The sequence below is a fragment of the Hydrogenobacter hydrogenophilus genome (assembly GCF_900215655.1).
Classification (GTDB): domain Bacteria; phylum Aquificota; class Aquificia; order Aquificales; family Aquificaceae; genus Hydrogenobacter; species Hydrogenobacter hydrogenophilus.
On sequence record NZ_OBEN01000004.1, the window covers coordinates 44,008 to 62,439 of the forward strand.

An 18,432-nucleotide genomic window follows, 5' to 3' on the forward strand; every position below is an offset into this window, starting at 1 on the left:
CTTTTTGTTAAGTATTTTAGCAGATGCTCAGAAGTTCCCATTATGAGATACATCATGACCATTAGAGCACATCATAAAAACCTCTTTTGAGAAGTTTGTAAACAAGCGCACCTAAAACTAAGGATACACAAGATATTATCAAGGAAATGATAAACAGTTTTAGGTCTATATAACCTTTCAACAATGAGGTTTGGACATTCCTGAGCATATAAAAAAGTGGGTTAAAAAGGAGAAAGGGTTTGAGAGGCTCAGGCACATAAGAAACGGGGTATATGATGGGTAGAGAGTAAAAGACAAAACTTAGGAGGGTTGAAACTATCTGAGAGATGTCTCTTACATACACACACAGACTTCCCAAAATAAGAGTTAAGCCAGCAACAAAGCAAAGTTCCACCATGAGCACTGGAATTAGCGGTATTAGGTGAGTCAGACTTTGCGGGAAGTCCTTGAGTAAAAGGGCGTACCCCAGAGAAACAAAGGTGTATATGAAACCTGTTATGGTGGAAGCAAGCACAAAAAGGTATGGTGGTACGGCGGTCTTCTTTAGCAGGTAAGCGTTGTCTGTTATAGAGTTCATACCCCTGATTAAAGACTGGCTGAAACCATTCCAAAAGGCAAGTCCCGTGAGAAGATAAACTGTATAGCTTGCACCCTCTGTAGCATCAATAGGAAACCTTGCTCTCACTATATGTTGAAATATAAGGTAAAAAATTCCTGTCATGAGAAGAGGGTTTAAAAACATCCACAAAGTACCAAACATAGACCCTGCAAAAGACATTTTTATGTCTCTTTTCACAAGCTGGTACAAAAGGTAATAGTTATGCATTCCAGAACACAAGGTCAAAATTATAATGCGCTCTCTTGACTTTTAGTTAATTGAGAATTATTATCATTAAAGGAGGTTTCCGTGTATGGATAAAGTGTACATATTTGACACTACTTTAAGGGACGGAGAGCAGGCACCGGGCTTTTCCATGACTGCTGACGAAAAACTTCAGATGGCACATCAGCTTGCAAAACTCGGTGTGGATATCATAGAAGCGGGCTTTGCAGCAGCATCCAAAGGGGACTTTGATAGTGTTAGGCTTATAGCTTTGGAGGTAGATGGTCCTGTTATATGCTCCTTAGCAAGAGCTTTGGAAAAGGACATAGAGCTTGCAGGAGAAGCTTTAAAACCAGCAAAAAGAAAGAGGATACACACTTTTATAGCCACCTCAGAAATACACATGAAATACAAACTGCGCATGTCTCCTGAGGAGGTTCTTGAGAGAACAAAAAAAGCTGTGGAATTTGCAAGAAAGTTTACCGATGATGTGGAGTTCTCATGTGAAGATGCTACAAGAAGTCAGAGGGAATTCCTTTATAAGGTTATAGAGACTGCCATAAAGGCGGGTGCTACCGTGATAAACATACCTGACACTGTAGGATACGCACTGCCAGAGGAGTTTGCCCAACTTATAGAGGACATAAAGAATAATGTTCCCAACATAGATAAAGCCATCATAAGCGTACACTGTCATGATGACCTTGGTATGGCTGTTGCTAACTCTCTTATGGCGGTAAAGCATGGCGCAAGGCAGGTGGAATGCACCATAAACGGTATAGGAGAAAGAGCGGGCAACGCTGCTCTTGAAGAGATAGTCATGGCAATAAAGGTGCGTAAAGATTTCTTTGGTGATCTTTACACAGAAATAAACACAAAGGAGATATACAAAACTAGCAGACTACTTTGTAGGATAACAGGGTCTTTTGTACAGCCTAACAAGGCGGTAGTAGGAGACAACGCCTTTGCTCACGAATCTGGTATACATCAGCACGGAGTTCTTGCAAACCCCCTCACTTACGAGATAATGAGTCCAGAAGATGTGGGCTTTCCTTCGACAAGGATCATATTAGGTAAGCATTCGGGAAGGCACGCACTCAAGCGCAGATTGAGTCAGCTGGGTTTTCAACTGAGCGACCAAGATATAGAGAGGGTTTTTGAAAAGTTTAAGGCTCTTGCGGACAAGAAAAAAGAAGTTTACGATGAAGATTTGGAATCTCTCATATACGAAGAGTTTATGAAAGTTGAGGAAGAAGAGCCTATAAAGATAAAACACTATCAGGTACAAACAGGAGAAAACCTTCTTCCTACAGCTACTGTGGTGCTTAGCTTTAACGGTGAAGAAAGAACCGCAACCTCTACGGGAAACGGTCCTGTGGATGCGGTAATAAAAGCAATACAAAAAGCCCTTGGCATAGAACCCAAGCTGTTGGACTTTTCCATAAAGGCACTTACTCCAAACACGGATGCTCAAGCGGAAGCTCGCTTGGTAGTAGAACTTGACAATGTGAAAGCTTCTGGCAGAGGAGTGGATACAGACATCATCAAAGCAAGCGTAAACGGCTTTGTAGATGCTCTAAATAGAGCCATTATGAGAAAAAATTACATAATTTCCAAGGAGAAAATAAGAGAAGAAGGAACTGTATAATAGTAATTATGCAGGACCCAAAGAAGGAAAAAACACTTCAAAGATACTACAAACCTGTGCAGATAAGTGAACTTAGAAAGCTCTTTTTTGAAAAACTTTCTTCTGTACCACCTACTATGGAGTATGTGAGAAATCTTATCCTGGATACTAAGCTTTTGTTTAGAATTCTTAGTGATCCCAACTTTGACCTGCAGGAATCTGCAAGAAGAGACTTTACTTCTGCCCTTCTTTACTTTATAGAAAACAAGGACTCCATCCCTGACTGGATACCACTGATAGGTTTATGGGACGACTACAAACTCGTAAGGTACGTGAAAGAGAAGCACAAGAAAGAGATAGAAAGGTACTTCTCCCAGGTCAGATATTTTGTGGCTAACTACTTCTGATGGTAAGGTTTCTTTTTGTAAGGCTTTTGCAGTCAGTCATTACCCTTTTGGGTGTCACTTTCCTTTCCTTTCTTATCATAAAGATGGCACCAGGAGATTACTTGGATCAGCTTAGGCTTAATCCACAGATATCGCCAGAGACCATAGAGCTTCTCAAAAAACAGTACGGTTTGGACAAGCCCCTGTCAGTTCAGTACCTCAAGTGGCTCAAATCCGCAATAACCTTTGATTTGGGATACTCCTTCCAGTACCACGCGCCTGTGTTAGAGCTCATAAAAGAAAGGATAGGTAATACTTTACTGCTGACGCTTAGTTCTGCGATAATCTCTTGGTTTTTTGCCCTTACTCTTGGCTTTCTGGCAGGTTTTAGGGAAGGCACTTGGATAGATAGGCTTATAAAGGCATACGCTTACACCTTTATGTCCTTTCCCTCTTTCTTCCTGGCTTTTATACTTCTATTAATAGTGTCCAAGACGGGAATTCTTCCTGTTGGTGGTATGCACAGTGCTGGGTTTGAGCGTATGAGTCTTTCCGAGAGAACTTTGGATCTTTTGAAACACATGGTTGTACCTGTTCTTACATTAAGTTTGGTTTCAACTGCAAGCATGGTAAGACTAGTGAGAAGCAGTGTGATAGAAGTACTAAGCAGTCCCATGGTGCTCTTTTTGAAGGCAAAGGGATTACCCAAAAAGGTTATGATAAAGCACGTCTTTAAGAATGTGATGAACCCATTTACTACGCTGATAGGTTATGAGATTGCAGGACTTCTTTCGGGTGCGGCACTTATAGAGATAATAGTGGGTTGGCCAGGTCTTGGAACTCTTATGCTTGATGCGGTTTTGTCTCAAGACCTTTTTTTAGTGATGGGAGGACTGTACATAGGAACCATTATGCTACTGCTTGGAAACCTCATAGCAGACATACTCCTTGCTGTGTTGGATCCTCGCATAAGAGAAAGAGAATTAATAAGCAAATAATTAATAAAAAATTTATGTGTTTCTGCTACAATCCTGCTTCATGAAGTTTATTTTTGTCCTTCTTTTTGTGAGCTTTGCTTTTTCGGAAGAGATAAGTCTCTTTAAGGCAATAAAACTACTCAGAGATAAAAACTATGACTTTAAGATATCCCTTTACGAAATTAAAAAGAGTGAAGGTGCGTATTTACAGGCTGGATTGTTCCAAAATCCTACCCTTTCGGTAAATTACACAGGCCTTAACTTTGGGAAGAATATCCTTTACGATACGGGAAACACATTGCTTTCTGCGAGGATAGATCAACCTATAGAGCTTGGCGGAAAAAGGGAATACAGGAAGCTTTCTGCCATGTATCAGCTAAGATCCGTAGGCTACCAAAGTGAAGACCTTCTTAGAACCTTGAGCCTGGGTTTGGTATCCGCTTACTTTCAAGCACTCTCCGATAGGGCTTACCTTGAGTACATAAAGCAGGACATGGACGAGTTTGAGAAGATATTAAAAATACAGGAACAGAAACAGAAGTTAGGTTTTTTAAGCTTGATAGAGCTTATAAAACTCCAGCTATATAAAACTGAACTTGAAAAAGCCCTAACCCAGGCAATGAGCAACTACAAAAAGGACTTAAAGGACTTTAGCTTCTATTTAGGTGGTGAAGATTACGAGCCAACAGATGTAAAGGATATCTCCAAGGAAGCCAACTTGGAAGAACTCATACAAAGAGCTCTAAAAGAGCGAGAAAGTCTAAAGGCTCTAAAAGAACAACTAAGGTCTGTGGATTACCAAATAAGACTTTTGAAGGCTTACTCCATTCCAGACATTTCTGTAGGTGTGGAGTATGACGCCTTTGGTGTGAAATACAAGCCGGGGTTGGGTTTTGGTGTTTCGGTAAGCCTTCCCCTATTTGACCGCAGGCAGGGAGACCTTCTGACGGCTATGGCTTTAAGAGAACAGATCCTTACTTCCATAAAACGCGAAGAAGGAAGGATAAGAAAAGAACTTTCTCAAGCCTATGAGGACTACATAGCTAACAAAAAGATATATAACAACTATACGGAAAAAAAACAGCTTATGGACGAGCTGTTAGAGAGGACAAAGAAAGCATACCTACTGGGAGGTATATCTACCCTTGACTTTTTAGATACTCTGCGCACATACAGAGCCTTTATGAACGCCTTTTTTCAGGCTCGTTATCAATACCTGCAAAGCTACTACACTTTAGAAATCTTGGGAGTCGGGAATTATGAAGGTTAAGTTTTTAATGTTTGGTCTGGTACTTGTATTTGCATGCGGTAAAAAGGAAGAGAAAATACCAGAAAAGGAAAGAACTCAAAACATTCAAACCCTTCAGGTGGCTGTTCAAAGGGTAGAAGATTTCATAGAAGCTACAGGTAGTATACAGCCTGATAAGGAAGGTGTGGTAAAAATAACATCGCGTCTACCGGGTGTAGTGCAAAGCATAAAAGTGCAGGTGGGAGATAGGGTAAAAAAGGGTCAGCTTCTTGCAGTGGTAAAAGCTCCGGACGCAACAGACCTTTATTCTCAAAAAGTCTCTCTTACCGTACAGTTAGCACAGGCAAAAAGACTTTATGAACTAAAGCAAAAACTCTACGAAGTTGGAGCCATACCCAAAAGCGAACTCATGGATGCAGAAACTAACTATAAGGTCATAAAAGCCCAGCTGGAAGGTGTAGAACAAAAGTTAAAACTGTTAGGTGGTGGTATGGGTGTAAGCATGGTAAGATCTCCCATAGATGGTGTCGTTTATCAGATAAATGCTCATGTAGGCGATAGCGTAGACACATCTACGGAAATACTGAGCATTGCAGACCCTAAAAAGGTTGTAGTAGTTGCACAGCTTCATGACAGGGATGCGTTTAAGATTAAAAAGGGAGATGCTGTTGAGTTTAACATAAGCACTTATCCAGATAAGAACTTCAAAGGCTTGGTAAAGTATGTAAGTGATGTTGTAGACCCAGAAACGCGCACAGTAAAGGTTTACATAGATCCTTTGGAGAAAGAACCTTTCAAGATAAATATGTTTTTCAACATGAAAGTTTTTACAGGAGAAAAGCGATATGCGGTTTTACCAAAAAGGGCTCTTTTATACCAAGATGGTAAGTTCTATGTCTACCTTTTGGAAGGCAAAAATGTAGAGAAAAGAGAAGTACTTTTTGTAAAAGAGTTGGAAGATGGTAATGTAGCCTTAGAAGGCTTAAAAGAAGGACAGAAAGTGCTTGCAAATCCTATGAGAGAGGTATCACCTTGAAGTCTTGGGTAAACTTTGTTGCGAATAACAGTTTACTCTTTATACTTCTTACCTTTATTGTTATCAGTGCTTTTGCGCTTTTTCTTAGGAATCTAAATGTAGAAGCCTTTCCTGATCCTTCACCCCCTGTAATAGAGATAGTTTCCCTTTATCCTGGAAGGTCTGCTGAAGAGGTAGAAAGACAAATAACCGTACCTTTAGAAATAGCTCTTGCGGGTATGCGTGGTCTTCACAGAATAAACTCCATATCCCTATACGGTCTTTCGGACATCAAGTGCACCTTCTCTTACGACATACCTTACAAAGAGGCAAGACAAGAAGTTATAAACAGACTTTCCACAGTTAGCCTTCCTGATGGAGTATCACCCCAGATAATCCCCAATCCCATAGGAGAGGTGATGCGATACGTTGTAGTAGGAAACAGAGACCTTATGGAGCTGAGGACTCTACAAGACTGGGTCATATCCAGATACATAAAAACCGCAGAGGGTGTGGAAGATGTACCAAGCTACGGTGGGTTTATAAAGGCTTATGTGGTAGAGATAAAGCCTGAAAATCTCTTAAAGTACAAAGTCTCTTTATCAGATGTAGTTCAAGCCATTACAAACTCTAACATAAATGTAGGAGGTAGAGCCATAGACTTTGGTTCTCAGTACTTCCTTATAAGGGGAGTGGGTCTTATCAGAAACATTAAAGATATAGAACAGATAGTAGTTGCCTACCACAACGGCGTACCTGTTTTGATAAAAGACCTTGGAGAAGTAAGGATTGGCAACATACCAAGAACGGGTATAGTGGGACTAAATAACAAAGATGACATAGTTATGGGTGTGGTTGTGCTAAGAAGAGATGCCAAAAGCATTCCATCTATAAGGTCTATACGGGAAAAAATTGAAGAACTAAACTCTTACATCCTTCCCAAGGATGTGAAGGTGATACCCTTTTACGAAAGGGGCAAGCTCATAGACACTGTCATTCATAAGGTTTCAGAGATAGCTCTCGTGGGTATAGTTTTGGTATTTGCTTCCATCTTTTTATTCTTAGGAGATCTAAGAGTAGCCTTATTGGTAGCTCTTACCGTTCCCATGTCTTTGGTTGTAGCCTTAGGTGTTATGGCAATAAAAGGGGAGTCCGCTAACTTCCTTTCCATAGCTGCTATAGACTTTGGCATAATAGCGGACATACCCTTGCTCTTTGTAGAAAACTATCTTAGGAATACAAGGCAGTTGGGTGTCAGGCGTGCTATAGTCCAATCTTCTCAGGAGGTAGGAAGGCTACTTGTGTTTTCTGTAGTTCTCATTGGAATATCCTTTCTTCCTGTTTTTCTAATGGAGGGTGCGGAAAAGCGCATATTTGCACCTATGGTCAGAACTTACCTTTATGCCATAAGTGCGGTGGTGATTTTGACCTTTACCTTTGTAGTAGCTCTTTTGGTCTCCGCTATCAAATCTGCCAAAGAAAAAACTCTTGTAGTTAGAATTTTGGAAGACATCTACGACAAGCTACTTAATAAGCTTTTGAACCTGAGGCTAAAGTACACGGTTATACTGCTTTCTTCTTTGGCACTACTTAGTCTTTTTGTCATCAAAAGCTTAGGGCTTGAGTTTATTCCCAAAATGGATGAAGGCAACATTTACATGCGTATAATCTTTCCTTACTCTATATCTCTTTCCCAAACCTATGAGAACGCTAAGAAAGTAAGAGACTTTCTAATGGAATTTCCTGAGATAAAAACGGTAGAATTTCAAGTAGGAAGACCTGAGGATGGAACAGACCCAACTGGACCTTTCAATTCTGAATATTTCATAGACCTAAAGCCTTACTCCCAATGGAAGAGGTTTGGTTCTAAGGAAGAGTTGGAAGAAGCTATAAGAGTAGGTGTGAAAAGCATGTTTCCTAAGGTAGATATAAATATCTCTCAGTACATACAGGACAACCTTGAGGAAGTTATGACTGGGGTAAAAGGGGAAAACGCTGTAAAAGTTTTTGGCGATGACCTTTACAAGTTAGATACCATTGCAGACCAAATAAAAGAGCGGATAACCAAAGTAAAGGGAATAGAAGATGTGGGCATTTTTAGAGAAATAGGTCAACCTAACTTGGTGATAGAAGCAGACAGAGAAAAACTTTCTGCCTACGGTCTTAGTGTACAGCAACTTATGGATACGGTATCTGCAGCAATGGGAGGCAAAGAAGCAACACAGGTTATAGAAGGAGACAAACGCTTTTCCCTTCTTGTGATACTACCAGATGAGTTAAGACAGAATGTATCAAAGATAGGAGATATTCCCGTTTTGCTTCCTAACGGCTCTTATGTAAAATTGTCTTCCGTTGCAAATATAAAGTTCAGCACAGGCGCATCCTTTATATACAGAGAAAATTACAAAAGGTACATACCCATAAAGTTCAGCGTAGTTTCCAAAGACCTTGCAGGTGCTGTGCGCAAAGCTCAGGAATCCGTAAAAGACATTCAACTACCAGAAGGTTATTTTATAGAGTGGAGCGGACAGTTCAAGAGTCTGGTAGAGGGTCTAAGAAGGTTTGCTTTTTCTGGCACTTTAGCGCTATTTTCTTTGAGTGTCTTTCTTTACATAATAAACCGTTCTGTACGAAACACCCTTATCGCTATGTCTGGTATTCTCTTTGCACTTTTTGGTGGATCAGTAAGTCTTTTAATAGCAGGTTTTCCTATGAGTCTTTCCGCTATAGTAGGTTTTGTATCCATACTTGGAATATCCGTACTGAACATATCATTTATGCTCAGAGCTTACAAAAAACATATACTTGATGGACTATCTTCTGTGGAATCCGCAAAAAGAAGCGCTAAAGAGAACTTTAGAGCGGTGCTTCTGAGCAGTTTTACGGCATCCATGGGGCTTTTACCCACTGCACTTGCAAAAGGTGTAGGAAGCCAGATACAAAAACCTCTCGCTGTAGTAGTTGTAGGTGGTATGCTCCTCTCAGGACTGCTTATATTATTAGTAGTACCATCTCTTTTGAGGTATGCACATGTGGAGGAGAGGTAGGGCTTTGGAAGTTTTTTTAGTGGCTCTTTTGCTCACAGCGCAGGATGAAGAAAATATCCCAAAAAGTATGGAGCCAGACCTTAAACTCAGTTATAACCTTGACAAGATGACCAGATTGAATTTTGGTGTAAGAACGCCTACGGATTTTGAGTACATGACTAACGGAAGGAAGTACATAAACCAGTACATCATATGGTTAAGCATAGGTTTTTGAGACTTGAGTTAGGAGCTGTCAGGGATTAGAATTAAAATTTATGGATAGTGATCACCTTTTGAGGCTTTGGAAAAATAGCTTAGAAAGAACTAAAAGCCCAAGAACTGTTATTACATACATAAGAAGCTTTGAGTCCTTCGTAAAACACATACAAAGTCAAGACTTTATCCAAATAGACCCCAAAAGTATATACAGTTATGTGGACGCTTCATTGCTTAACACTTCTTCCATACTTACTCACTTATCTGCTATAAAGCACTTTTATAAGTTTGCTTTCAGAAGAGGATACATAGACAAGGAAAGATACTCACATATAGAAACGGTCATAGACGAAGTGAGAGAGGAAATAGGAAGGAATGTAGCGGATAGATATCCAAAGGCTTTATCAAAGGAAGAAACCAAGAGAATTCTATCGGCGGTACATGGGACTAAGTACGAGAAGGTATACATGCTTCTTCTTCACAGCGGTGTAAGACTTTCTGAGTATCTTGCCCTTAGGAAAAGCAATTTTTATCAGGACAAAAGTGGTCTTTTATGGATAAGGCTTTCTGCAGACATCACCAAAGGTAGAAAGGAAAGGCTCGTTCCCGTCTTAGGAAGCACAAAAGAAGAAACATACGAAGCTACACATAAGTTGCTTGAATGGATAGAGTCGTACGATGAGAACTTTAAGGTCAAAAGGGGATCTCTTCAAGTTTATACTAACCGATTGTCCCACAGATTGGGAATTCCTTTTTCTGTGCATAGCTTTAGACATACCTACATAACAAATTTAGTAAATAGTGGTTTTCCTGCTGAAGTGGTAAAAGAGTTTGCAGGACACTCACACATAAGAACTACCATAGACATATACTATAAGTTTAGTCAGGAAAGGGCAAGACAGTTAGTAGAAAGCTTTCTAAAATGAAGTTTTTCGTGCTTACCATCTTCCCTCAGATAATAGAGTGCTACGCTCAGTATGGTATCATCAAGCAAGCTATAAAGAAGTCTGTTTTGGATCTGAAAGTGATAGATATAAGGCGTTATGCGGACAAGGGGAAGGTAGACGATACCGCTTACGGTGGTCTTCCGGGTATGGTGATAAAGCCAGAACCCGTTTTTAGCGCTTATAAGGAGATCATCCAAAAACACAGCAAGCCTTACACCATAATACCTCAACCTTGGGGCAAAAGACTTACCCAAGAGGATTTTGAGAGATTATCCAAAAAAGACAGTATAGCGGTAATATGCGGTAGATACGAAGGTTTAGATGAGCGTGTCAGCACTCTTGCAGATGAAGAGCTATCTTTGGGAGATTTTGTGCTTTCCGGAGGGGAAGTCTTTGCTCTTGCATTGCTTGAAGGTATTGTAAGGCTTCTACCGGGCGTGCTTACAGAACCAGAAAGTCTTCTGTCTGATTCTTTCAGAAGGTGGATGGGATACCCTGTTTACACAAGACCTCCTGAGTACGAGGGCATGAAGGTCCCAGAAGTTTTGCTGTCTGGAAATCACAAACTTATAGAGATGTGGAAACTCTGGCATGCTATAGAAAGGACTTTAAAGTACAGGCCAGATCTTATCCCACAAGACCTTACACCCACAGAAAAACACATTTTGGAGAGCATAAAAAAAGGCATGAGCTTTGAAGAGTGGATAACTAAGCGCTAATGCGTTTACTTGCAAGCTTTTTTAGATACTCCTCAAGAGCTATTTTTTCCTCTTCTTTGTAGGTGTCTTCTTTCTTTATCACTTCTTCCCAGTCTATACTGTGAGCATCAAACCATGGACCATCAGTACATGCAAGAGAATAACCATCCCCCACTTTTAGCCTGCAACTAAGACATAGCCCCACAGAACACAGCATATACACCTTAGGCGTAGCTATATGCCTTACAGAAGGGTACATATCTGAGACATTCTTTGATAGTAAGTTATCACCAACGGTTATTACAAGATCAACACCTTTGTAAGCCTTTAAATCTTTCTCTAAGATAACTTCATCAAATTTTTCTTTTTTTAAAATATCAGTGAAAACTTCCTCAAAATAAACCAGAGTGATGTGGTTTCCCATCTCCTTTAGAGCTCTCCCTACGCTTATTGCACCTGCAACACCCCAATTTTTTGAATATAAAACTACCTTTCCGTAGTAATTAGCAGGAAAAGGTTTCCCCAAAGGACCACCTACATAATAAAATTCCTCTCCTTCTTCTTTTATCTCAAGAGTACTCCTTCCTACTATTTCCAGTATGCAAGAAAAACCATCTTGAAAAGTTTCCAAAACAAATACAGGTATTCTTTCCGAATCTTCTTTGAGCTGTAATATGACAAACTGTCCTGCTTTTGCATCCGATATGTGAGGAGCATAAATCCTTAAGAGCAAAAATCTTTCACCTAAAATTTCCTTAGAAAGAATCTTGAACATATGGACTTATTATAACCCACCTTTCAATTCCACACGGTACATTAGAAACTCTTTTGGAAGACCTGCACCACCTAAGATTACAAGAGCTTTCAATTCCACACGGTACATTAGAAACACAAAAACATAGCGAGTATGTGGATTAAAAGTCTAATCTTTCAATTCCACACGGTACATTAGAAACGTGCAAAGGGCTATAGTGAAGTATCTTTCACAATACTTTCAATTCCACACGGTACATTAGAAACAAAAAAGAGATTCTCATGATTGAAAGAGAACACATACCTTTCAATTCCACACGGTACATTAGAAACTGTAGGCACTACTACACTTAATCCTGCATTGTCTACCTTTCAATTCCACACGGTACATTAGAAACCTTCAGGAGTGCCATAAACTCTTAGCTTGTAGTAAGGCTTTCAATTCCACACGGTACATTAGAAACCCCAAAAGGGATATTCAAGAAAAACATTATACATCAACACTTTGCTAAAAGGGTACCCTTTTCAAATGAAGTTAATTTTCGGAAATCTTCAGTTCCCAAAAAGAGGCTGAAAAATTACCATTCCTAACTATTGAAACTCAACAGTTCCAAAAGTACCTCATCAAAACATCAAAATGCCAAAATGTTTTGATGAAGACATCAAAGGTATACTACCCCTCTTATCTTACAAACACAGTCCTTATTCAACTGTCAAGATGACAAGGGGCTTATAAAACCACTCAATCCTTTTTTTATTTTAACCCTTAGAGAGAGAAATTGCTTATGATATATATCATAAAGTGTGTGAAGGATACTATTTGTCCGCAAAAGATTTTATAATTAACTTTTAATGAAGAGGGGGATAGGAATACTTGCGTTGTGTTGTTTTTTGTTTTCTTGCACTGCAACCGTAAAGCAAGCGGTCATACCAAAAAGCAGGGATACCATAAGGCTAGTGAAAAAGGGGAGCTTTACTTTTTCTGAAGAGGAAGAAATGTTTATCTACCAAGAGGCAAAGAACTTTGGCATTCCTGTACCAGATCGCGAGGAGATCAGAAGATACATATGGTACTTTTTACAAAATAAACCGTATATTCAAAAGACACTCCAAAGGGCTGAGTACTACCTACCACTAATAAAACCCATCATAGAAAAAAGCGGGCTACCTTCTGAACTTGCTTTGCTTCCAGTTATAGAGAGTGGTTTTAACCCTTTAGCTGTGTCAAGATCTGGAGCTGCTGGGCTTTGGCAGTTTATACCATCAACTGCAAAAAGGTATGGACTTCGGGTAGATGAACAAGTAGATGAAAGATTTGATGTAATAAAATCAACAGAAGCAGCGGTAAGATACTTAAAAGACTTATATAACATGTTTGGTAATTGGGAGCTTGCATTGGCAGCGTACAACTGCGGTGAGAACTGTGTAAAAAACAAAACCGCAGGTGTAGACTTCTGGATCACAAAGGACATGCTTCCTGTAGAAACTAGAAACTATGTGCCAGCTTTTTTTGCAGTACTTTTGTTAACAAGAGATCCTATCAAGTACGGACTTTCTATTCCAGAGGAAAGACAAGCTAAAGCAGAAAGCCCATCAGCAGATGTAGCAAATCACAGAGAAAAGATAATCACTCTTGATAACGGAGCTAAGATAATCATAAGAGAATAACCTTTGCTTTATTTTAATTACTATGAAAGGTGCGCTTTTGGTTATTGACGATGAAAAGAATATAAGAGAAACTCTTGCAAAACTTCTTGAGGAAGAAGGCTACTATGTAAAGACCGCGGAAAGCATAGAAAGTAGCAAAAAGCTTATACAGTCCGAATACTTTCACGCTGTTTTGCTTGATATATGGCTACCAGATGGTGATGGTCTATCCCTTTTGAGCTACATTAAAACTTATCTTCCAGATACAAGCGTTATCATCATAACAGGCCATGGAAAAGTAGAACACGCTGTTAAAGCCATAAAGGAAGGTGCTTATGACTTTCTTGAAAAGCCCTTCTCTATGGAAAGGTTGTTCTTAACGGTAGATAGAGCGGTTCAGGAGGTCTTGAGGAAAAGAGCAACAAAGAGTGAAGAAGACGAGCTTATAGGTTCTTCAAAACCCATGATGGAGCTTAAGCAGATTATAGAAAAGATAGCCAAGACAAACATAAACGTGCTTCTAATAGGTGAGAGCGGAACAGGTAAGGAGCTGGTGGCAAGAAAGATACACGAACTTTCTGAAAGAAGTCAAGCACCTTTCGTAGACATAAACTGCGCTTCGCTACCGGAAGATCTTATAGAGGCAGAGCTTTTTGGATACGAAAAGGGTGCCTTTACTTCCGCATTTGCAAGAAAACAGGGAAAGTTGGAACTTGCACATGGTGGGACTCTCTTTCTTGACGAAATAGGAGATATGAGCCTAAAAGCTCAGGCTAAACTCCTCAGAGTGCTTGAGACTAAAAAGTTCACAAGGTTAGGGGGAACGCAAACCGTATATTCTGAGTTTAGACTCATCTGTGCTTCTAACAAAGATCTGCGCAAAGAAATAAAAAAGGGAAACTTTAGGGAAGACCTTTACTACAGAATATCTGCCTTTATTATAAGCTTACCACCTCTTAGGGAAAGAGGTGAGGATATAATTTTGCTTGCGGAACACTTTTTAGATAAGTTTTCCAAAGAGTATAAGAAACCTAAAAAACACCTAACGGAGGAGGCAAAAGCATTACTGATGGCATACCCATGGAAGGGAAATGTACGGGAACTTAAAAACTTTATAGAAAGACTCGTGATCCTTCACACGGGTGAGGAGATAAAGGCGCAGGATATAAAAAACTTACTTGGCTTTTTGCCTGCAGAGAATTACGATGCGCTTTTTGAACAAAAAGACCTAAAGACTGCTAAGCAGGAATTTGAAAAGTTATTTCTGAAGAGAAAACTCAAAGAATACAACTACGATTTGAAGAAAGTTTCACAAGTAATAAACCTTGATCTTTCTAATCTATACAGAAAAATAAAACAGTACAACATACAGATAGAAGGGGGCTAAAGCCCCCACAAAAGGTTCACTTCTTCTGCTCTTCCTTCTTTTCCTCTTTCTTCTCTTCCTTCTTCTCCTCCTTCTTCATGTGCTTCTTCATGTGCTTCTTATGAGCTTTTTTGTGAGCTTTTTCCTCCTTCTGGGCTGCAGGCTTCTCTTCCTTCTTCTCGCCTGCGGGAGCTTGAGCTTCTGCAGCTACAGCTGCACCTGCAAAGGCTACTGTAAGTAGTGCTGCTAAGAACTTCTTCATGGCTTACCTCCTTAAAAGTATTGATAAGTATAATTCTATATGGGTTAAGATGAAAAATTGATGAAACTTACAGTAGGGGTTTTATCGTCAAAAGGAAAAACTGGTAAAACACGGAGAGCACACCTACAGAATAGTAAAGCCTTGTGGAACGGTCTGTCTTCTTTGATATTAAAAAACCTAAGGTAATAAGCATAGGCGAAAGTAGAGAGTTCAGTAAATTAAGCTTTTGGTCCCTTTTGAGCTTTTCTTTGTTTCTTTCTAAGCTTACAAACTTTCCAAGACTCAGTCGGTATTCCCAAAAGGATGTTAGATAGAACTTATTATTTTCTTCTGACAGTAAGCTTCCTTCAGTGAATATTAGGGTGTCTTTTTCTATATGGGCGCTCTTTGCCACTACTAAAATACGCTCTTTTTTAAAAAATACATTACTAAGGTAATTGCCAGTGCGTCCATCTGTATAGAGAGTCATATCTCCTACCGTGGAAAATGTCTTTTCGGGTATAGAATAAACCATGTTCAAGTAATATTTGTAAGTTAAATAATTTCTCATGAAAGATATGTCTTCCTCGTGGAGTATAAAGGATGTAAATACTAAGAATAAAAAGATAGGTGCGCACCTTATAAGTGTCTGCAAGTAGGCAAAGTAGGGAGATATACCAAAGGATTCTATAACATTTAGCTTTTCTGTATCCTTCAATTCAAAAAAAACAACAGAAGAAGATACGAAAAGTGAAGTTGGCAGAAAATAAAAGAGAGAATAGAATATCCAAAGGACTAAAAAGGGTAAGGTCTCTCGCAGAGGAAGGGATAAAACTATGTTGTCTATCCTAAAAAACTGAAAGAGTATAAAAGCTAAAGATAGAACAAAGCTGATAATAATGGACATTTTTATTAATTTCCAACTTAAAAAACTCCACAGCATCAGTATTGATTAAGCTTTTCTTTGAGCCTGTTCTCTTGTCCTGGTTCTCCTCTTTTCCCTGCTTTTAGAAGTTCCAATGCCTTTTCGTAGTATTTTTTAGCCTCTTGCTTCTTTCCGAGTTTTACAAGCACATCTCCAATATGTTCGTTAATGACTGGGTCTCCTTTTTCCTTCTCATAAGCCTTTTTTAGCCATTCGTAAGCGCTCTTGTAATCTCCTTCATAATATAGAACCCAAGCATAACTGTCCATATAGGCAGGATTTTCTTTATCCTTTGATAAGGCTTCAAGTATGAGTTTTTTTGCATCCTCTAAGCGTGCAGGTCCGTACCAAAGAAGGAGAGAGTATCCCAAATGATTTAAAAGCTCTGGATCACCAGGGTTTAGCTCAAGAGCTTTTTTGAGGTCTGCTTCTGCGCTTATTGGCTGTCCTAACTTGTCATACACTATGGCTCTTAAAAAATATCCCCTGTAGTCCATAGGATTTGTGCTTATGGCGAGGTTTATGTAAGTTATGGCATCTTGAGGCTTTCCCTCTTCGTTAAGAAGACTTCCCATAAGAAGGTTAAGCTGGTAGTTTTTAGGCTCTAAGGAAAGACCTTTTTGGAGTAAATGGCGTGCTTTTTCGTAGTCTCTGCTATCTATGTACATGCCTGCGAGTCTTTCTATAACCTTCGTGTTGGTGGGATCTTTTTTGTATATATCTTCGTATATTTTGCGTGCGCTGTCCGTTTTCTTCCCCATTTCTAAAAGTAAAGCGTAGGTGTAGGCTACATCAAGACGATCAGGGTACTTAGAGTAAAGCTGGCTAAGAATTTTTTCTGCTTGGTCTTGTTTTCCACTTCTTATAAGTACCAAAGCGTATTGATAGGTGTAATTTTCTTCAGGGTAAAGTTGGGCGAGTTTTTCGTATACTTCCTGTGCATCTTCAAGCCTGTTGGTGAGTACATAAAGCTGGGCAAGCCTTTCAAGAGCGGACTTGTTGTTTGGCGAGCTTTTTAGCACATCCTTGTAGAGCTGTTCCGCTTTAGTATATTCTCCACCTTCTTCGTAAATCTTACCTAAGGTGATAAATCCGGCTTCAAATGTAGCGTTTATCTTAAGGGACCTTTCTAAGTACTGTATGGCAAGCTTTTTATCACCTTCGGAGAGATATATTCTTGCAAGCATGTAATAGGGTAGTGGATTGTCAGGGCTTTCCTTTGCGAGCTTTTCTATAATAGACTTGGCTTTTTCCCTTTCACCCTTTTTTAGGTATTCGTCTGCCAGAAAGAGCATGATCTCTTTGGAATTTGGGATCAGCGTGTGGCCTTCCTCAAGTACGGATAGGGCTTTACTTGGCTCGTTCATCAAGGAATAAACACTGTAAAGAGTCAGGTAAGACTCCTGATGCTTAGGATACATTGCTTTCATTCTCTTTGCAAGTTCAAGAGCTCTATCTTTTCTCTTCAAAACTAGCTCAAGCCTAACTGTGTCTACAAAGAGACTTGGCGTGGGTGCTTTCTCTAAAGCTCTCCTGCAATAAAATTCTGCTTTTTGTGGTTTTTCCTGCTGATAGTATCTGCAGAAAAAGTAATCTGTGTAAGGATTGTAGGCAAAAGAAGGTAAAGATATAAAAACCAATAAAAGCAGGTATATCATTGAACACTCCTGTGTATAAGTACTGGCAGTTCTGCTTTCTTAAGGACTTCTGAAGATGTACTTCCAAGAAGTACCCTCTGAAGTGTAGAAAGTCCTCTGTTTCCCATGACTATTAGATCTACATCTGTGTTATTTTTCAGATATTCCAGCACTGCATCCGCAGGATTTTTCCCTTCTATAACTTTCACTTGAGTAGTAAATCCTTCCGCCCGAGCCTTTTCTTTGAGACTTTCCAAGTATTTTATCTTTTCTTCTCTGTAGCGCTCACTTATGACATCCTTTATGTTAGCTACTACAGGTAATTCTATGGTCTCTTCCACATGAAGAATAGTTGTCTGAGGGTTGAAAGGCTTAAGGAGTTTAATAGCAAACTCAAAGGCGAGGTCTGCGTATTTGGACAAATCATGCGCTATGACCACTTTTTTGAAGTTTTCTACCTCTCTGCCTTTGAGTACAAGTAGGGGTTTCTTTGTGTACCTTGCTACCTTTTCTGCGGTAGAACCTACGAGTATTTTTTCTATCAGGCTTTTTCTGTGGCTAGCCATTATAATAAGGTCAAAAGACTGCTCCTTTTCAAGTATGAGCTCCGCAGGGTCACCCATATCAATCATTAGTTCTACAGGTATGGGTTTTAAAAAATCTGCAAGTCCAGAGAGCCGTTCTTTTGCTTCCTCTTCCTTCCTCTTTTCAAGGTCAGAAAGAAGTTCAAGGTCTATAACGCTCATTCCAAAGCTTTCTGGATATGGAAGATAAAGTACTGGCGATACCACATGAAGGAGAGCCACTTTTGCAGAATGAGCTTGAGCTAATATTTTTACTAACCTAAGGAGAGGATTAGTTATCTCTGTAAAGTCAACCGGCACTAAAAACTTCATCAT

General features: G+C 39.6%; 17 protein-coding genes and 1 CRISPR repeat array. Of the genes, 11 read left to right on the forward strand and 6 right to left on the reverse strand.

Going from position 1 to position 18,432, the window contains the following annotated elements:
• Positions 1-61: 61 nt before the first annotated feature.
• Positions 62-826: an ABC transporter permease gene (locus CP948_RS04685; RefSeq protein ID WP_096601791.1), complete on the reverse strand. Its 765-nt coding sequence runs from the start codon at positions 824-826 to the stop codon at positions 62-64.
• Between the two features lie 85 nt (positions 827-911).
• Here CP948_RS04685 and leuA point away from each other — a divergent pair, with 85 nt between their 5' ends.
• From leuA to trmD, 9 genes are read left to right on the forward strand one after another with little or no spacing between them, the layout of a single operon-like run.
• A complete protein-coding gene (gene leuA, locus CP948_RS04690; RefSeq protein ID WP_096601794.1) occupies positions 912-2,471 on the forward strand; it encodes a 2-isopropylmalate synthase in 1,560 nt (519 codons plus the stop codon).
• 8 nt (positions 2,472-2,479) lie between these two features.
• Positions 2,480-2,857, forward strand: coding sequence for a YkvA family protein (locus CP948_RS04695; RefSeq protein WP_096601797.1), 378 nt, complete (start codon positions 2,480-2,482; stop codon positions 2,855-2,857).
• Positions 2,857-3,834, forward strand: a complete 978-nt coding sequence (locus CP948_RS04700) for an ABC transporter permease (protein WP_096601800.1) — start codon at positions 2,857-2,859, stop codon at positions 3,832-3,834. Before CP948_RS04695 ends, CP948_RS04700 begins: the two co-directional genes overlap by 1 nt.
• Before the next feature lie 40 nt (positions 3,835-3,874).
• Positions 3,875-5,083 carry a TolC family protein gene (locus tag CP948_RS04705; protein ID WP_096601803.1) on the forward strand — a complete coding sequence of 403 codons (1,209 nt, stop codon included), beginning with the start codon at positions 3,875-3,877 and terminating at the stop codon, positions 5,081-5,083.
• Entirely contained in the window at positions 5,073-6,098 is a 1,026-nt protein-coding gene (locus tag CP948_RS04710; protein WP_096601806.1) for an efflux RND transporter periplasmic adaptor subunit, read from the forward strand. Before CP948_RS04705 ends, CP948_RS04710 begins: the two co-directional genes overlap by 11 nt.
• Positions 6,095-9,124: an efflux RND transporter permease subunit gene (locus tag CP948_RS04715; RefSeq protein ID WP_096601809.1), complete on the forward strand. Its 3,030-nt coding sequence runs from the start codon at positions 6,095-6,097 to the stop codon at positions 9,122-9,124. Before CP948_RS04710 ends, CP948_RS04715 begins: the two co-directional genes overlap by 4 nt.
• Positions 9,108-9,338, forward strand: a complete 231-nt coding sequence (locus tag CP948_RS04720; RefSeq protein ID WP_096601812.1) for a hypothetical protein — start codon at positions 9,108-9,110, stop codon at positions 9,336-9,338. The genes CP948_RS04715 and CP948_RS04720 overlap by 17 nt, the downstream gene beginning before the upstream one ends.
• A gap of 40 nt (positions 9,339-9,378) precedes the next feature.
• Positions 9,379-10,245, forward strand: a complete 867-nt coding sequence (locus tag CP948_RS04725) for a tyrosine-type recombinase/integrase (protein ID WP_096601815.1) — start codon at positions 9,379-9,381, stop codon at positions 10,243-10,245.
• Complete coding sequence (gene trmD, locus CP948_RS04730; protein ID WP_096601818.1) at positions 10,242-10,985, forward strand: tRNA (guanosine(37)-N1)-methyltransferase TrmD; 744 nt, start codon at positions 10,242-10,244, stop codon at positions 10,983-10,985. The genes CP948_RS04725 and trmD overlap by 4 nt, the downstream gene beginning before the upstream one ends.
• On the opposite strand, the gene CP948_RS04735 is transcribed toward trmD, so the two are convergent.
• Complete coding sequence (locus CP948_RS04735) at positions 10,975-11,739, reverse strand: iron-sulfur cluster-binding protein (RefSeq protein WP_096601821.1); 765 nt, start codon at positions 11,737-11,739, stop codon at positions 10,975-10,977. The genes trmD and CP948_RS04735 overlap by 11 nt on opposite strands.
• Before the next feature lie 20 nt (positions 11,740-11,759).
• Positions 11,760-12,181: a CRISPR direct-repeat array (repeat unit 29 nt; unit sequence CTTTCAATTCCACACGGTACATTAGAAAC).
• Between the two features lie 388 nt (positions 12,182-12,569).
• Between CP948_RS04735 and CP948_RS04740 the strand changes: the two genes are divergently transcribed.
• Both CP948_RS04740 and CP948_RS04745 read left to right on the forward strand, forming a co-directional pair.
• Positions 12,570-13,385, forward strand: coding sequence for a transglycosylase SLT domain-containing protein (locus CP948_RS04740; RefSeq protein WP_096601825.1), 816 nt, complete (start codon positions 12,570-12,572; stop codon positions 13,383-13,385).
• Positions 13,386-13,407: 22 nt separating this feature from the next.
• Positions 13,408-14,751 (forward strand): sigma-54-dependent transcriptional regulator, encoded by a 1,344-nt coding sequence (locus CP948_RS04745; RefSeq protein WP_096601828.1) that lies wholly within the window; start codon positions 13,408-13,410, stop codon positions 14,749-14,751.
• Positions 14,752-14,767: 16 nt separating this feature from the next.
• Here the strand turns inward: CP948_RS04745 and CP948_RS04750 are convergent, their stop codons facing one another.
• The 4 genes from CP948_RS04750 to CP948_RS04765 all read right to left on the reverse strand — a co-directional run bounded on the left by CP948_RS04750 (position 14,768) and on the right by CP948_RS04765 (position 18,432).
• On the reverse strand, positions 14,768-14,992 hold the full coding sequence (locus tag CP948_RS04750) for a hypothetical protein (protein WP_096601831.1): 225 nt from the start codon (positions 14,990-14,992) through the stop codon (positions 14,768-14,770).
• Between the two features lie 67 nt (positions 14,993-15,059).
• A complete protein-coding gene (locus CP948_RS04755) occupies positions 15,060-15,914 on the reverse strand; it encodes an LptF/LptG family permease (protein WP_096601834.1) in 855 nt (284 codons plus the stop codon).
• A complete protein-coding gene (locus CP948_RS04760) occupies positions 15,914-17,554 on the reverse strand; it encodes a tetratricopeptide repeat protein (protein WP_096601837.1) in 1,641 nt (546 codons plus the stop codon). The genes CP948_RS04755 and CP948_RS04760 overlap by 1 nt, the downstream gene beginning before the upstream one ends.
• Positions 17,551-18,432 carry a universal stress protein gene (locus CP948_RS04765; protein ID WP_245810088.1) on the reverse strand — a complete coding sequence of 294 codons (882 nt, stop codon included), beginning with the start codon at positions 18,430-18,432 and terminating at the stop codon, positions 17,551-17,553. Before CP948_RS04765 ends, CP948_RS04760 begins: the two co-directional genes overlap by 4 nt.

Coding starts and splice junctions, on each gene's coding strand:
- CP948_RS04685 (WP_096601791.1), bottom strand. CDS start 826: ATGCATAACTATTACCTTTTGTACCAGCTTGTGAAAAGAGACATAAAA.
- leuA (WP_096601794.1), top strand. CDS start 912: ATGGATAAAGTGTACATATTTGACACTACTTTAAGGGACGGAGAGCAG.
- CP948_RS04695 (WP_096601797.1), top strand. CDS start 2,480: ATGCAGGACCCAAAGAAGGAAAAAACACTTCAAAGATACTACAAACCT.
- CP948_RS04700 (WP_096601800.1), top strand. CDS start 2,857: ATGGTAAGGTTTCTTTTTGTAAGGCTTTTGCAGTCAGTCATTACCCTT.
- CP948_RS04705 (WP_096601803.1), top strand. CDS start 3,875: ATGAAGTTTATTTTTGTCCTTCTTTTTGTGAGCTTTGCTTTTTCGGAA.
- CP948_RS04710 (WP_096601806.1), top strand. CDS start 5,073: ATGAAGGTTAAGTTTTTAATGTTTGGTCTGGTACTTGTATTTGCATGC.
- CP948_RS04720 (WP_096601812.1), top strand. CDS start 9,108: ATGTGGAGGAGAGGTAGGGCTTTGGAAGTTTTTTTAGTGGCTCTTTTG.
- CP948_RS04725 (WP_096601815.1), top strand. CDS start 9,379: ATGGATAGTGATCACCTTTTGAGGCTTTGGAAAAATAGCTTAGAAAGA.
- trmD (WP_096601818.1), top strand. CDS start 10,242: ATGAAGTTTTTCGTGCTTACCATCTTCCCTCAGATAATAGAGTGCTAC.
- CP948_RS04735 (WP_096601821.1), bottom strand. CDS start 11,739: ATGTTCAAGATTCTTTCTAAGGAAATTTTAGGTGAAAGATTTTTGCTC.
- CP948_RS04740 (WP_096601825.1), top strand. CDS start 12,570: ATGAAGAGGGGGATAGGAATACTTGCGTTGTGTTGTTTTTTGTTTTCT.
- CP948_RS04745 (WP_096601828.1), top strand. CDS start 13,408: ATGAAAGGTGCGCTTTTGGTTATTGACGATGAAAAGAATATAAGAGAA.
- CP948_RS04750 (WP_096601831.1), bottom strand. CDS start 14,992: ATGAAGAAGTTCTTAGCAGCACTACTTACAGTAGCCTTTGCAGGTGCA.
- CP948_RS04755 (WP_096601834.1), bottom strand. CDS start 15,914: ATGCTGTGGAGTTTTTTAAGTTGGAAATTAATAAAAATGTCCATTATT.
- CP948_RS04760 (WP_096601837.1), bottom strand. CDS start 17,554: ATGATATACCTGCTTTTATTGGTTTTTATATCTTTACCTTCTTTTGCC.
- CP948_RS04765 (WP_245810088.1), bottom strand. CDS start 18,432: ATGATGAAGTTTTTAGTGCCGGTTGACTTTACAGAGATAACTAATCCT.